Genomic DNA, 15,507 nt, shown 5'->3' with positions numbered 1-15,507 from the left:
AGACAGCAAGACAGCAAGACAGCAAGACAGCAAGACAGCAAGACAGAGACAGTTTACAACTCTTTCAACTCACTTTAGGAGGATATAGCAGTTTGATTAGATTTACACCAAACCAGCGCACCTTCGGGTGCGCTTTCTAGTTCAGAGCCCTCAGTTTGACTCTTTATCTTATAGCCCAAATACTGTTTGGCTCTCCATAATAGGCGCGGTGTTGCACTTTTTTAGCCCCTAGGTAGAAAGCAATAGCAAACAAAGCTGCAACCACGTCAATAAGATAGGATGATGGTGCTCTAATCCCTTCAGTAAATAGGCTTGGCAATAATGCGGCCAATAAACTGGTGGTAGGAATTAACAAACAGCTTAAGAATAGTGCATAAAGTAAATGGATTGCAGCGCTGGCTGTTCCTCTAATAAAGCTGTAACCAAGGGCGCTAAAAAAGATGCTGTAGTAGCACATCATATAATAAGTGTTAACTTGCTCAGCGACTAAATAGAGCCATTTAGTGATTACAAAACTGCAAGCTACCCCCAGCATAGAGCCTAAACATACCCCTATGGTTAACGCCCCCATGAAGCGGTTAGCGCGGCTCTGAATGGACTGTTTTTGTCTACGCTTTTCTAGCCAAAGTAAATTGCCACTGTAGAATAAAAATGCTCCTAGTAGCCCAAGTATAAAATACACCAAGCGGCCAAAATTACCGGCATAATTTCCAAAATGTAGCGCAAAGAAACTGGTGACTATTGGATCGTAAATCGGTCCATTTTCTAAGCTTGCGGTGCTAAATTGCACCTCCAAGGTATAGGGATGCATATAAATCACATCGCTATAGCCAGAGCGCATAACTTGAGTGTCGCTGCTGATATTAATCGCTAGCGCAGGGCCCGGTGAAGACAGATTAGAAAAGGTTAAAGATTTGATGTCATAGCCATCAGTGATTTCAGCCACTTTATTGATATAAGTCTGGATAGAAGGTAAGTCTTTTATTTCATAGGTTATAGCGCTTCTTTGTGGCCGTTCAAATAATGGCTTATCACCATAAATAAGCCCAAGCCCGCCATAGGCAAAATCATGAAAGGCAAATACCACAACAGTCCAAGCAATAACCAAATGAAATGGGAGGCTGATAACGCCGATGAGATTATGGCTATCTAGCCAGAAACGGCTAGCTCCTTTATTTTTTCTTAAGGCAAATAAGTTTTTCGTTAATGTGGGCAGTAAAAAAATCACGCCTGACACTAAGGCTAAAAAATATAAACCTGCAGCAAGGCCCAAGATCAGCACTCCAACCTCGAAATGATCAACTTCACCTAGGATCCCTGCGGTGCGATGTAGCTGATCGATTAAGCTGCCTAATTCATTCTGAGCATGAATCTGGGTAATAATTTTATCATTATTATCAAGGCTTGCGTGACTGCGGATATCATCTAAGCGGATCCCGCGTCCTCCACCTTGTGTATACCAACTTAAGGGTGAGGTGTCCCCGCTAAGATCAACAATAAATCCCTGCTGAGTTTTAGGATATTCTTTAAAAGCTTGGGAGATTAAATTGTCTAATTTAGCCTGTGGGATGGCAGCTAAATGTTGATGAACTGGAGTGGCCCACTGAGTAATTTGTGGTTTAAATAATGATAATGCTCCAGCGTAAAAGCCAATAAAGAGCACTAATCCAGAGAGGATGCCCGTCCAAGTGTGTATGCTTTGATAGGTGCGAAGTATGTCAGAGCGAATTTTCATGATAATAGCCTCGCCGCTAAGTAACCTAAATAAGCCACTAGATTTGCCCCGCCTAGATAGCGCAAAGCACTCCATCGAGTTTTGAACATAAAGCTGAATGACAAAATCATTAGCCAGAGCAAGCACAGCATCCACATATTAAATTGCACTTTCACTGGTGCATCTATTCCTCCAGGGCCTTGCCAGGCAAATATCCCGATTAAGGCATAGGCAAGGCTTAAACCTAAGATCAAGGCAATGATAGTTTTTGACCACCAATGAGGTTGGATTTTTTGATTGCGATAGGCCTGGGTCATTGGGGACGTTCCGAGTTTTTTAATAGGCTAATAAAGGGAATAGAAATCAAGTTAGTGAAGCTTATCAGTAGCCAAATAAACAGCGCCGACGGCATATGTAGGGCTGCCCAAAGTGGCCATAGGGAGAGAAGAATTAACAGGCAGCCTAAGATTAAAAATTCCTTTGAGAGTCGCTGTTTAATCATCTTTTGATGTCTGCTACTGAGGTATATCAGTACAGAGCCCAAAATATTTAAGGTTATTGCAGCAAGTTGAAACATGACGACTCAATTTCCTTATGTGTGAGTATCGAACGGCAAATACAATATTGTAAATGAGAGTGATTTGCAATTGTATTTGGTGTAGCTTATGGGGCTTAAAATAGTCAGGCCTAGCTATCACCTAGAGAATTTTGAGGTATTTCATGGAACAGAAAATGTTTAAAAAGAAACTTTTAGTCGCAGCAATACTTTGCACTCCAATAATGTCTCCTGCACATGCCGCCGTCGATGCGCAGCCGATGAGATCGATTGAAGTGATTAAAGTCATAGGGGAGAAGACCGAGCGTAGCTTGAAGGATACGACTTCTTCGGTTTCAGTTATTGATGAAGACAAACTTGCCAGTGGCCAATACTTATCTGTATCAAATGCCTTATCTGAAGTGCCGAACCTAGTGACCTTAACGGGTTCAGTGCCTGATATTCGCGGTATCTCTGGTAATGGTTCAGCCACAGGATTTAACTCATTTACTGGTGGTGCTAAGGCGAGGGTTTCAACCTTAGTTGATGGTGTGGCCGAGCCGTTTGTGGCCGATATGACCGGTGATAGTGGGCTTTGGGATATTGAGCAGGTAGAAGTGTTTCGCGGCCCGCAATCTACTATCAATGGCCGCAATAGTATAGGCGGCAGCATATTTGTAAAAACCAAAGATCCTAGCTTTGATTGGAATGGCGCTGTGCGAGGGGGGTATCGCAATCAGCAAGATTACATCGACAGTGCAGTCATGTTGTCTGGCCCCATTTTTGAAGACCAACTTGCCTTTAGAATTTCTGGGCAAAACTTAACCGGTAACACCTTTAACAAAGGTGAGGTTTACGCTGGTAATCCTGCCCATTTTGATCTCAATGAGTTAATCAGTCGTCGCTGGCGAGGTAAACTCTTATGGCAACCCACAGGCGTTGATAACTTTACTCTGCTCTATAGTTTTACCTATAACGATGAGAAAGGGGATACAGGGAGAAACTATTTCTCTGGTGATAATCCTTGGGCATACAAGCCGCTATTTCAGCGCTACATTGAAACAGAATCTAATACTCATTCTGTCAAAATAGATTACCGCCTTAATGATGATTACTCTTTTGATTTGCTAGCGGCTTATATCGATTATGATTGGGGTTTTGAGGGCTATGAATCCGTAGCTGCAGCTGAGCAGCAGGTCATAATGCAAGATAAGAGCTACACCTTAGACGGTAAGTTTAATTTTGGATTGCAAAACCCTGAATTTAATGGTTTTGTTGGTTTATCTTATTATAAGCGTGAACAGGATTTTAGCAGTTCTGGTGGGGTAACTTATGTGGGTGACGACAGCAGTAGCTCGCATTCTATTTATGGTGAAGTGAGCTACGCCTTAACAGAGCAATGGAAAATTATTGCTGGTGGTCGGGTAGAGAAAGAGCAGCAAATTCGTAACTTTGCTATGAGCACCCGAGGAAGGGTAGTGGCTGATAAGCTAGATGATGACCACAACATAGCCTTACCTAAACTGGTATTACAATATGCGTTAAATCAGGATACTACGCTAGCAGTGAGCGCTAGAAGCGGCTATAACGCAGGTGGCGGGGCGCTCTCGTTTGCTGACAATGCCTATTATTACTATGAAAAAGAAACGGTAGACACCTTTGAGCTAAGCTCTCGTAGCAGCTTTGATAATGGTAATATCAATATCAGCAGTAACGTGTTTTACAATAATTTTGATGGTTATCAAGCTTCCAATAGTGAACGTAAAATCACCAATATAGATGAAGCTGTTACTTATGGGCTTGAGCTTGAAGCGGGAGTGATGCTCAATGATGATTGGCAGCTAAACTCAGGGCTAGGCTTGCTAAAAAGTGAGATAAAAGCTGCCTCCCCAAGCTATGGTGACATTATAGGTAACGAGTTAAATTCAGCCCCTAAAATTACCGCTAATATTGGCCTTAAATATTGGGTTAACGATGAGTTGACCTTAGGTTTGTCCGGGAATTATGTGGGCGAGTATTACGCTGATATTAATAACACCACTGAGCGCGTCGCCGGAGATTATGTGGTGTCACGTTTGAATCTTGATTATCAAAACGATCAATGGCGAGTGAGTGGGTTTATTAATAACCTTTTTGATGAACAAGCACTTACCGTTAATGAGCCTGCGAATCGCAGTTATCCTCAAGGTTATGCCGCTATTATAGATCCCCGTGCATTTGGGGCATCAGTGACTTACTCTTTCTAGGCTGGATTAGTCAGTAAATTGCACTTAATCATTTTACGCCAGTGTTAATTCACTGGCGTATTTTTTGCTTTTAATAGCTGAAAGGCGGGTTATTGCAGTTCAATAGTCACTACGTTAGTCACACCTTTATCGAGCTTAATCATACCTGTGGTATAAAATTTATTATTTCCGTCAGCATCTGATTTTAAGTAATAGTGACCGCTGTTAATCATGGTTGCTTTAGTGCTGTAAGATACAACAAATTTCTCACTTAACCAGCCATTACTGTCTTGTGCATATAAATAATTATCACTTTCCATCGCAGCGCCACTGTCTTGATGGAAAGCCACGAAACGTACCATGGTCATGCCTTTGGGGTTCTTTTCGTGTTTAATTGAGCGAATAGCACCGCGTTCTTGGGCTAACTTAGTATTTTGAGTGACATAGACTGGCTCTGACTTATTAGAATACTGCTGAGTTTGGTGTTCGTAACCTGCAACTGAAGTTGCTCTGGGTAAGGATGTACCTGAAGTGCTGGTGACGTCAGCGCCTATGCTGGCAATGTCCGAGACTGAATCGGCAATCGAACGAATATCAGTGCTTTTACAGCCAACAAGGCTTAATGCTAAGGCGCAGAAAATGACTTTTTTCATCTGTTAAATCCCTTAATTGAGCTTTTATCCATAACTAACGTAAGTCTTCTTTATATGCAGAACATAAGCATAAGATGGAAGGCTCTATGGTTATCATTTTTAATTAGGAGAGTAAATTATCAACTGAACAGGGGTTAGTCAATGCTCCTCTGCGCTTAAGCTGATGAAACTCAGAGGAATAGATAAGCGGCAACCTAGGAGGATTCTTTGAGTTAAGGGGCTCCTAGAGTGGTACTAGGTATCTTGGTTTTTTTGAGCATTGAGTACATTGTTGCTGATGAGTTCTCGTAACCATTTATGGCTGGGATCTAAATCAAAGTGCTTATGCCACATGAGTAGGTAACTGCCAGGTACCAGATTTACCACTTGTGGTAGTGGTACGAGTCGATAATTTTTTATCATAGGCAAAGCGTATTTAGCTGGCGCACATAATATCAGGTCGCTTTGTTCACATAAGGCTAGCGCGCTGGGGAAATCCGTCATATTAACCGCGATATCGCGTTTATGGCCTTCCATTAATAGCACATCATCTAACAGCCAATGCTCTATGCCGCCAAAGGCGACCTGTAAATGCCGATATTTAAGAAACGCCTGTAAATCCCAAGTGTGTTCCAGCGCAGGGTGTCCTTGCCTTACAAAGCAAAGAGAATGATCTTGCACTAGTTCTATGTAATTGAGCTCACAAGGCAAATGCTTTATTTGAATTGGAGAGCGTTCATCCCATTCTCGGCAACCTATGGCAAGTTCTATATCGCAACTAAGCAGTTTATCTAATGTTTCAGCAGCCCAAGTTTGGGTCTTAATGCTCACTTTAGGTGCCTGCTTGAGAAGCTCTGGCATAAAAAAGGGAAAGGTGAGTGAATAAGTCGTTTCAATTAGTGCCATGCGAAATTGTCTTTGGCTTAATCTTGGCTCAAAGGTATCGGGTCGAGTGAACTGGTTTAATTGTTGCAAACATTGGCGCAGCTCAGGGGCTAATGACAAGGCTTTTGGGGTTGGCTTTAGGCCGTAGGCTGTGCGCTCAAATAAAGGATCATTAAAAGCCTCCCTTAAGCGAGTTAACTGTTTACTGACGGCTGATTGGCTTAGGTGTAATCGCTGCGCCGTAGCTGTGACGCTTTGTTCTTCCAACAGGACTTCTAACAGCGGGAGTAAATTTAAATCTAGGCGCTTCATTAGGAGTCCCTTAAATGAGGTGGATGATGTAGAAGTCAAACCATGATATTGAATCATAAGCCGTTTACTATGAGATGCAAGCTAATGCTGCTGGTGAGAAAGTGATAGTGTTCTTGTGTGTTTAGGTGTTTAATTTAATATACGCATTGTAATTGAACAAGTGTTCAGGTTAAGGTTGATGCACTTATTTGAGCGAGTACAGAATATGGCTAAGACTATCAGTTACGATCGCGCTGCGGTGGTCGACAAAGCAACCAAGCTCTATTGGGAAAAAGGCTTCCACGCTACTTCTATGCGGGAATTACAAAACGTTATCGATATGCGACCGGGCAGCATCTATGCTTGTTTTGGCAGTAAAGAGGGCTTATTTAAAGAAGCCCTGCAGCATTACGCCCAGATGAGCCTAGATCAAATAGCGCTTTGTAAACAGGCCTCGTCGTCTTTGGCAGCAATGAAAACCTTTATTAGCACAGTGGTGACTCACAGTCATCAACATGCCCCAAGCGGGATGTGCATGTTGGCAAAAACCCTTGCCGAACTCACCGACGATAACGCCGAACTGCTCAGCTTGACCAAGGATTTACTTAAGCAGGTTGAAGCCGCTTTTGCAGAGGTATTAGTTGCTGCGCAGCAGAAGCAGGAGTTAGATGACACGCAAGAACCGTTACGCTTAGCCCGTCATGTGCAAATTCAATTGATGGGGCTGCGGACGTATTCCAGAGCCAATGATGGCAATATTCCAGTGGATGAATTGGTGAATGACATTTTTGTCAGTGGCCCATTTCAGCGCTAAATCAACCAAATCAACCCTAGTTCAGGAGATATTATGCCAGAGCAATATACACCAGAAAAAGTATGGACGTTCGATGCACAAAGTGGCGGCACATGGGCTAAAACTAATCGCCCTGTTTCAGGGGCAACCCATGAAAAAACATTGCCAGTCGGCGAACATAGCTTGCAGCTTTACTCTATGGGCACCCCTAACGGCCAGAAAATCACCATCATGCTGGAAGAGCTATTAGCCAGCGGTGAGAAGGGCGCCGAGTATGATGCCTTTATGATTAATATCAGTGAGTCACATCAGTTCTCTTCAGGCTTTGTCGATATCAACCCCAATTCTAAAATCCCCGCGCTGGTGGATAATAGTCAGTCAACACCGATTTCAGTGTTTGAATCTGGGGCGATTTTGCTCTATTTAGCGGATAAATTTGAGCGCTTTATTCCCAAATTACAACCCGCGACACTGGCTAAGCGCACCCAAGTACTAAATTGGCTGTTCTGGCTGCAAGGCTCAGCCCCCTATTTAGGCGGCGGTTTTGGTCATTTTTACGCTTACGCTCCAGAAAAGTTTGAGTACCCGATAAACCGTTTCACCATGGAAACTAAACGCCAGCTGGATGTATTAGATAAGCAGCTTGCAAAGCATGAATTTATCGCAGGTGATGAATACAGCATTGCCGATATCGCCATTTGGCCTTGGTATGGCAATCTGGTATTAGGCAACTTATACAGCGCCGCCGAGTTTTTAGATGTCGGCAGTTATCAACATGTCATGCGCTGGGCCAAAGCCATCAGCGATCGCCCAGCAGTGCAGCGTGGCCGCATAGTCAATCGCACTTGGGGCGAACCCTGGGAGATGCTAGAAAACCGCCACAGCAGCGCCGATATTGATGCCGTACTTAAGCTAAAGCCTTAAAGCCTTAACTCTTAAATATAGGCGCCCAGGCCTAAGCGCGTTTATTTGCTCAAGTAGCTTGCTGATAGTCATCATGTCATAAAAGCCTCAACCCATGTTGAGGCTTTTTGTTTTTAAGCTAGCGATAAGTGTAATGGTCGAGTTTACCTGCATAAATGAGCTACCCCCCTTAACCATTTTTGGGCAAAAATGTGTGTTGAATTAATTTCTTCAAGGTTAAATTTCATCAAGCATTAAAGATGTCCAAGCTTCGCTTGGATCAGAGTCGTGAGCTTCCAGCCCACACCCGGCCAAGGGGGAAAGATCAACAGCAATCCCTCCCCCTTGGATCTCCCTCCATGCCGCCCCGACGAAGTTGTTGATCCTCATATTCACGTAAAAATACCTAACGGCTCGACAGCACGTCCATGTGCCAACGAGCCTTAACTATCATCCCTGATGGTTACACGGTATTTTTACGTGAATATTTCGGCAACTTCGAGGGGGAATGGGTGTTATCTGTAAGTTAGAAAGTTTGGTGCACTTAGATGTTGAATTTGGGATTAATGCAATAAACCCCGAATTCAATTCCGAACTGCGAAACTCATATTGGGACAAAACATCTTGGAACTTATTCATGATGCACATGCAGAAATATGCTGATTGTAGAGCTCAATGACGACTCCAATGTTAATAAGAAGACGTTGGGCTAAATGGCTCGAGTCTATCTCTTGAATGAGGCCGCAGGGATACTGCCCCGAGCTCACAGGGACCTTTTTACCGTTAAACTCTTTCAGTAAGAATGGGCGTCACTCGGAACGTTAGCCCAATGACCGGGGTCAGCTTGCAACTTATCACAAGATCCCAAACTCACTCTGGTGCAGAAATTTTTTTGAACTTAATCAATATCATGTATTTGCGAAGTTTTAGCGGCATTATTTTAAATCAGTAGGTTAGGGTATCAATTCAATTGGTAAGAACTCAATTGGCCACCCACAGCTAAATTTTTGCGCCCGCTTTTAAGTCAACAGGTTACACCAATATTGAAGCGGTGAGCCTGTTGCTCATGATACAAAGCCACTCAATCAAAATATTGAGTTATTTCAGTAAAAAATCATTCTTTTTGCTGTTTGACTAAACTCGCTGTAGCGCCTATCTGCACTCAAATCCGCTTGAATGTTAAATCTTAATGTCATCTTGCTGACATGTTAGCTTCACATTAGTGCCGTCTGTTTGTCATTTTTACTGGGTAGTTTTATGCACCAGCTAACCCACTATTGTGATTAGGTTCGCTAACTTTGGTTTGTGCTTTTGGTGGTTGATATCGCTGCGTTATATGGCGGTTTACACACGATTCGCTGCGATCAAGTTGGGACTAATTGCCAAATATATCCGTCTCGGAGATGACAATGGAACTGAAAAATCTGTTTAAACTAGGTGCAATTTCTACGGCTTTAATTCTTGCTGGTTGTGGCGGTGATATTAATATTAGTACGGCTGCTGATCCTGCGACCCCAACCGCACCGGTAACCCCGCCACCTGTGACTCAAACCCCGCAAGAGATAGCTTACAGTGGTTTTGCCACTAAAAGCACCAACATAACTAGCGTTGATGGTAAGGAAGTGTGGGTGCTTAAAGGTGCGTTAGGTAGCGCAGCAGCCAAATCTTCAGCACAATCATCTAGTGCTAGCACGGGCGGCCAAGTTGGCAACAAAATCGTGCTGGGCAATGACGTGGTCTGGCAGCTTGATGGCGCTGTGATAGTGGGCGGTGATAACACTAACCCAATAGAATTGACCTTAGAAGCGGGCACTAAAGTGCTTGGCGGCAGCGATTCCTACTTAGTTATTAGCCGTGGCTCAAAAATTTATGCCCAGGGCACAAAAGCCGCGCCTATTGTGTTTACCTCTTTGGAAACGGCATTAGGTGAGGCTGGCAAAGCAGGCCAATGGGGCGGCTTAGTCTTACTGGGGAATGCACCGGTAAACTCTTGCCCTGATTTAACTAACTGCGCCGCGGCCTTTGAAGTGGGCAACCACAGTTATGGCGGCAACGACACCCAAGACAGCTCAGGCTCACTTAAGTATGTGCGGGTTGAGTTTGGCGGCTTTAAGATTAACGATACCCAAGAAATGAACGGCATCAGCTTTGCCGGTGTAGGTAGCGGTACTGTGGTTGACCATGTGCAAGTGCACATGAATAACGATGACGGCCTAGAGTTCTGGGGCGGTAATGTGTCGGTATCGAATGTGGTATTAACTGAAAACTTCGATGACTCCCTAGACTGGACCAACGGCTGGCAGGGCAGTGCCCAGCACGTGTATATCCGCCAAGGTGACAACAGTTCAAACCGGGGTATTGAAGCCGACAGCAACAGTGATGCCGCGGCATCGCCTATGTCTAAGCCTGTGCTGGCAAACTTTACTGTGCAAGTGGGTAATGGCACTAACTCAAATGGTGATGATGCCGAAGGAATATTGTTTCGCAAAGGCACTGGGGTTACCGCTTACAACTTGCTCGTTAAAGGCGATGTGAATTCAGGCGAGTGTTTAGAAGTTAACGATGACAACACAGTTAACAATGCTAATACCGCTGAGCTTACCATGGAAAACAGCTTAATCGATTGTGTCGAGCCCTTTAAAAATGCCAAGGCTGATGCCGCAGAGGGCCGTACCTTGGCGCTTGATGTCAAAGCTTGGTATCAAGGTCAAGCGGGTAACCTAGTTGGCGCTTCAGATCTCACGGGCTACATGCCAAATTCATCTTCTATTGCACTCTCTTCTGGTAAAGCGGATTTAAGTAACCTAGATGACAGATTAACCAATGCCAATTATATCGGCGCCTTTGATGGCACGACTGACTGGACTAAAGACTGGACCACAGCCATTCACAGTGACGCAGCGCCAGTCCCTACCGCATTGCCAACCTTAACCTCATGCCCAGTGGGCACTAGCGCAGAAAGCGTGGTGGCTGGCACCCTGAAAGACAGCAAAATTAATTTAGTATGCCGCCTAGAGGGCAATGTGCTCAGCAACACTACGCTGCTTGCGGGCCAGAATGTGATGTACAAGATTGATGGCGGCGCTGTGATTGTTGGCGGCGATAAAAAAGATTCGGCCACCTTGGCCATTCAAGCGGGCGCACAGTTATTTGCAACGCCAAATAGCTACATTGCCGTTAGCCGTGGCTCAAAAATTATGGCCAAAGGCAGTGCGGCGCACCCGATTGTGATGACCTCACAGCAAGACGTGCTAATGGGCGCAGAGGGCGAGCGCGGTCAATGGGGCGGCTTAGTGGTGTTAGGTAAAGGCCTGACTAATACTTGCCCGGATAAAAATGCCTGCGATGCCTCATTCGAAGTGGGTGACTTCCCCTATGGCGGTAACGACAACAGCGACAACAGCGGCCAAATAAGCTATGTGGTGGTTAAGTACGCTGGCTTTAAAGTTAACGATACCCAAGAAATGAACGGCATCTCCTTTGCGGCAGTAGGCAGCGGCACTCAAGTTGACCATATCCAAGTTCATGCCAATGGCGATGATGGGGTCGAGTTCTGGGGCGGCGCGGTTAACCTTAAATACGTGTATTTAACCCATAACTTCGATGACTCATTGGATTGGACCAACGGCTGGACGGGTAAAGCGCAATTTGTCTATATCACCCATGAAGATGGTCAAGCCAACCGCGGTATTGAAGGCGACAGTCATAAAGGCGCTAGCGATACCCCAATCTCGGCGCCTAAGTTGGCAAACTTCACTATCTTGCCAGGAGCTGATGTTGAAAATGCCAGTGGCGATAAAGGCGAAGGTATATTGCTAAGGGTTGCCACCGCAGGTGAGCTTTATAACGTCTTGGTTCAGGGCCGTAAAGGCAGCACCAGCACGACAGAATCTGGCGAGTGTTTAGAGTTAGATGGCAGTTACGCGGGCCTTATTGATAACGTCAATAATAAGACCTTAGCCATGTCTCACTCGGTTATCGACTGTAACGAGCCGTTTAAATACAGCTCAGATAATGCCGCCACCGCCAATGCCCTGAATGTTGAAACTTGGTTCCTAGGCCAAACAGGCAACAGCACAAGTGCTGTAACCCTGACCGATGGCATGCCAGCGGCGACTGATACTGTGCTGCTGGGTAAAGGTAAAGACTTAAGCGCTCAAGACAGCTTCTTCGAATCAACAAACTATATCGGTGCGTTTGATGGCAAGACAGATTGGCGCCAAGGTTGGGCTCATATTCCCCAATAACCTGTAGAGCATAGCGGGAGCTAAACAAGTCTCCCGTTTAATAGCCGCCCTAGGGCGGCTAGCATTTGAATCGCATCTAGGATAGTAACCCTATGAAAACCAAGCCGAGTTTTACCGTCAATAAGCTAAGTCTTGCCATTGCCTCCTTGATTTCAGTGGCCAGCGTATTGCCAGCCTTACCCGTATACTCGCAAGACGCTGTGAAAATAGAAAACAGCCAAGCCAATGCTCAATCCGCTGAAACCCCTCAATCAAGCCCGTCAGCTCAGGGTGAATCCTTTCCCATTGAGCCCATTGAAGTGATTTCAGTGGTGGGGCGTTTACGCACCTCGGCGTCAGCCGCGACTGAAGAGCGCCGTGAGCAAGTTAACGTCACCGATATTATGGGCGCAGAGCAAATTGCCAGAACCGGTGATGGTGACGCCGCTGCAGCTCTTAGGCGGGTAACAGGCTTAACCCTAAAAGATGGCAAGTTTATTTATGTTCGCGGCTTAGGGGAGCGCTATTCCAGCACCTCGCTCAATGGCGCGATTGTGCCGTCACCGGATCCTACCCGTAACGTGGTGCCTTTGGACATGTTCCCAGCCTCAATTATTGAGTCTTTATCGGTGCAAAAGTCGGCTTCAGCCAATGCGCCTGCAGCCTTTGGCGGCGGGCATGTGGATATTCGCACTAAATCGATTCCAGCAGACTTTTTCTTTAAAGCCTCGGTAGGCGGGCGTTACAACACTAACGACACAGATGATGCTCTAGGATATAGCTTAGATAACAGCGGCCTAGGTAAAGATGATGGCAAGCGCGCCATGCCAGATGCCATCGCCAATACCACTCGCCAGTACGGCGGCATAAGCCCGATTGATATTGTTACCGGCTCTCAGGGCGGGATTAATTATCCAGCGGCGCAGCAGCTTAACCGTGAACTTGCCCTTGGCATGCACAGGGATATGACAGTGCAGGCTCAGGATAGCTCACCTGGCTTTAAAGGGGATATTGCCATTGGTGATCGCTGGGATCTCAGCGACGAGATGATTCTTGGCGCTATCTCGGCGTTTTCCTATAAAAAACAGCAAGACAACTACCGTAAAAAAGAGCTTGAGCTTGATGGTGATGCCAGCAATATTAATATTGAAAACCAAAAAGACATCATAGGCACAGATTCGATTGTGCAAGTTTCGGGCATGGTGAATTTAGGTTTAGAAATCGGCTATAACCACAAAATTGAAACCTTCACTACTTATCTGCACGACACTTCAGACGATGTGTCCATGGGCATAGAAGAGACCATAGATACCTTAGGTGAACCCAATGCTTTGCAAGTTTTTGGCATAGATTATGAAGAACGTAGCCTTATTAGCAATCAGATTAAAGGTCATCATTTTATTGAATATTTAAATGATGCCGAATTTAATTGGAAGTTTTCCGATGCGCGCTCAGAGCGTTATGCGCCCAATGAAATGTCATACACTTATAACGTGATTTTAGATGATGCTAACAAGGTATTATCGCGCAATTTGAACACCCAAGATGCGCCTAAATATGTCTATAGCCGCCTAGAAGATGACAGCCAAAACTATGGTTGGGATTTCAGTTACCCGATAAACTTTGATGGCGCCCTAGTTAAAGTCACCACAGGTTATGAATACTTTGAGCGTAGCCGTGAAAGCTACGCCACCCGTTTAGGTTTGGATGTGGATTTAAGCCCAAGTGATGTTAATGGCGGCATATTATCTCAAGATTTTAATCAGATATTTTCAAACGCTAATATTAGCAGTGATGTATTAGGTTTAGAGCTTAAAGACGCCTCAACCGATACCGAAGATTATATTGCCGCAGAGATGAATGACGCAGCGTTTATCAGCCTAGATATCGACTTTGAAGACGTGTGGCGGGTGTACGCTGGGGGGCGTTATGAAGACTTCAGGCGGGTGACCTTACCCATAGATCCAGACGGTAAAATATCCGATGAAGGTGGCCGTTATCAGCTTGAGGATTACGCCATCGCAGAAGATGCCTGGTTCCCTTCAATATCAGTAACCTGGAAGCAAACCGATACCACTCAGTGGCGCCTTGGGGCGAGCAAAACCATAGTGCGACCCGATTTACGCGAAGTGTCGCCAGTGCGCTTTCAAGATCCCGTTACCGGGTTTGATTTTTTCGGCAACCCCGAGCTTAAAAGCTCAGACATTTATAACCTGGATTTGCGCTGGGAATACTATTCAGATTCGGGCAACAACTTAAGTGTTGGCGCTTTTTATAAAGACGTGGATGCACCCATTGAGCCTATTCAGCGGATCTCAGAAGCCGGGCGTCAGCTTAAATTTTATAATGCTGAGTCTGGCTACATTTACGGCATCGAAACTGAGTTTCTGCAGCAGTTAGGCTTTTTGGGCGATGAGGGCAGCCTGTGGGAGGATTTCTTTGTCGCAGGCAACTTAACCTTAGGGGATTCGGCCATAGATATCGCCACTAACGGTGAAATTGACCCAACACATCAATCACGGGCCATGACGGGACACTCAAAATGGGTGGCTAACGTGCAGTTAAGTTATGACTCCTCAGATGAATACCATAGCGCCACTTTGGTCTATAACATCTTTGGTGAGCGCATTGCCTATGGCGGCCGCGGTGGGCTTGATGATGTGTTTGAACAGCCGTTTAACAGCCTAGATTTTACCTACAGCTTTTTCCCAACCGACAGCATAAGCATTAAGCTCAAGGCGAAGAATATGCTCGATGAAACCACGGAATATAAGCAGCAAGGCCAGCTGGTGTACGCCAAAGAGCCGGGCACAGAATACAGCCTGCAATTTAGCTATGAGTATTAAGGCGACACAGTTATGAATGACTTCCTCTTGATCCTCATACTTTGCTTACAATGCACAGTATTGCAATTGCTGTTTATGGTGTTCATGGCAAGTCCGCATGAAGTTAAGTATGAAGTTAAGCATTAGTGCTGCAAAGGCAAGTCTGGCACAACCGAGTACAGGATTTTAGCAATCGTTCCTCATCATTTCAGTTGCTGAAGTCGTACAAGATGAGTTTAACTTTTTAAGCAGTAAAGCTAGGCCCATCAGGCCACTTCCTTGGAACGGGAAGTGGCTTTTTTTATGTTTGTTAATTAATTGTGTGTATTATTGCGTGCGACTGGATAAATGATAGTTTTGCGCGTTAGATCAACTTATAGGATGTTAAAAGCTTGTACCCAGATCTTTGCTATGTAACACTATGATAATGCGGACTTTATTGCTGCACAATATTTAATCACTTCAATGTGTTTCCTTC

At 45.0% G+C, this 15,507-nt stretch carries 9 protein-coding genes; 5 read left to right on the top strand and 4 right to left on the bottom strand.

What is annotated here, in order from left to right; translation table 11 throughout:
* Positions 1-163 precede the first annotated feature (163 nt).
* Positions 164-1,735, bottom strand: a complete 1,572-nt coding sequence (locus tag H5073_RS15835; protein WP_182680536.1) for a PepSY domain-containing protein — start codon at positions 1,733-1,735, stop codon at positions 164-166.
* Entirely contained in the window at positions 1,732-2,031 is a 300-nt protein-coding gene (locus H5073_RS15830; protein WP_182680535.1) for a hypothetical protein, read from the bottom strand. Before H5073_RS15830 ends, H5073_RS15835 begins: the two co-directional genes overlap by 4 nt.
* Positions 2,032-2,434: 403 nt before the next feature.
* Between H5073_RS15830 and H5073_RS15825 the strand changes: the two genes are divergently transcribed.
* Positions 2,435-4,495 (top strand): TonB-dependent receptor, encoded by a 2,061-nt coding sequence (locus H5073_RS15825; RefSeq protein WP_182680534.1) that lies wholly within the window; start codon positions 2,435-2,437, stop codon positions 4,493-4,495.
* A gap of 89 nt (positions 4,496-4,584) precedes the next feature.
* On the opposite strand, the gene H5073_RS15820 is transcribed toward H5073_RS15825, so the two are convergent.
* Positions 4,585-5,127: a hypothetical protein gene (locus H5073_RS15820; RefSeq protein WP_182680533.1), complete on the bottom strand. Its 543-nt coding sequence runs from the start codon at positions 5,125-5,127 to the stop codon at positions 4,585-4,587.
* Positions 5,128-5,361: 234 nt separating this feature from the next.
* Entirely contained in the window at positions 5,362-6,303 is a 942-nt protein-coding gene (locus H5073_RS15815) for a LysR family transcriptional regulator (RefSeq protein ID WP_182680532.1), read from the bottom strand.
* A 178-nt stretch (positions 6,304-6,481) separates the two neighbouring features.
* On the opposite strand from H5073_RS15815, the gene H5073_RS15810 reads away from it, so the two are divergent.
* The 4 genes from H5073_RS15810 to H5073_RS15795 all read left to right on the top strand — a co-directional run bounded on the left by H5073_RS15810 (position 6,482) and on the right by H5073_RS15795 (position 15,050).
* Positions 6,482-7,096: a TetR/AcrR family transcriptional regulator gene (locus H5073_RS15810; RefSeq protein ID WP_259394923.1), complete on the top strand. Its 615-nt coding sequence runs from the start codon at positions 6,482-6,484 to the stop codon at positions 7,094-7,096.
* Between the two features lie 33 nt (positions 7,097-7,129).
* The gene (gene yghU, locus H5073_RS15805; protein ID WP_182680531.1) at positions 7,130-7,999 is read left to right on the top strand and encodes a glutathione-dependent disulfide-bond oxidoreductase; all 870 of its coding nucleotides are present in this window, start codon (positions 7,130-7,132) and stop codon (positions 7,997-7,999) included.
* A 1,388-nt stretch (positions 8,000-9,387) separates the two neighbouring features.
* Positions 9,388-12,225 (top strand): hypothetical protein, encoded by a 2,838-nt coding sequence (locus H5073_RS15800; RefSeq protein WP_182680530.1) that lies wholly within the window; start codon positions 9,388-9,390, stop codon positions 12,223-12,225.
* A gap of 92 nt (positions 12,226-12,317) precedes the next feature.
* Complete coding sequence (locus H5073_RS15795) at positions 12,318-15,050, top strand: TonB-dependent receptor domain-containing protein (RefSeq protein WP_182680529.1); 2,733 nt, start codon at positions 12,318-12,320, stop codon at positions 15,048-15,050.
* Positions 15,051-15,507 lie beyond the last annotated feature (457 nt).

This window comes from Shewanella sp. SR44-3 (genome assembly GCF_014163735.1).
Classification (GTDB): Bacteria; Pseudomonadota; Gammaproteobacteria; order Enterobacterales; family Shewanellaceae; genus Shewanella.
This window is presented reverse-complemented; position numbering and strand designations above follow the sequence as displayed.

Excerpts from the sequence above, each read along its gene's own strand:
- H5073_RS15830 (WP_182680535.1), bottom strand. The coding sequence starts at position 2,031 with ATGACCCAGGCCTATCGCAATCAAAAAATCCAACCTCATTGGTGGTCA.
- yghU (WP_182680531.1), top strand. The coding sequence starts at position 7,130 with ATGCCAGAGCAATATACACCAGAAAAAGTATGGACGTTCGATGCACAA.
- H5073_RS15835 (WP_182680536.1), bottom strand. The coding sequence starts at position 1,735 with ATGAAAATTCGCTCTGACATACTTCGCACCTATCAAAGCATACACACT.
- H5073_RS15820 (WP_182680533.1), bottom strand. The coding sequence starts at position 5,127 with ATGAAAAAAGTCATTTTCTGCGCCTTAGCATTAAGCCTTGTTGGCTGT.
- H5073_RS15815 (WP_182680532.1), bottom strand. The coding sequence starts at position 6,303 with ATGAAGCGCCTAGATTTAAATTTACTCCCGCTGTTAGAAGTCCTGTTG.
- H5073_RS15825 (WP_182680534.1), top strand. The coding sequence starts at position 2,435 with ATGGAACAGAAAATGTTTAAAAAGAAACTTTTAGTCGCAGCAATACTT.
- H5073_RS15810 (WP_259394923.1), top strand. The coding sequence starts at position 6,482 with ATGCACTTATTTGAGCGAGTACAGAATATGGCTAAGACTATCAGTTAC.
- H5073_RS15800 (WP_182680530.1), top strand. The coding sequence starts at position 9,388 with ATGGAACTGAAAAATCTGTTTAAACTAGGTGCAATTTCTACGGCTTTA.
- H5073_RS15795 (WP_182680529.1), top strand. The coding sequence starts at position 12,318 with ATGAAAACCAAGCCGAGTTTTACCGTCAATAAGCTAAGTCTTGCCATT.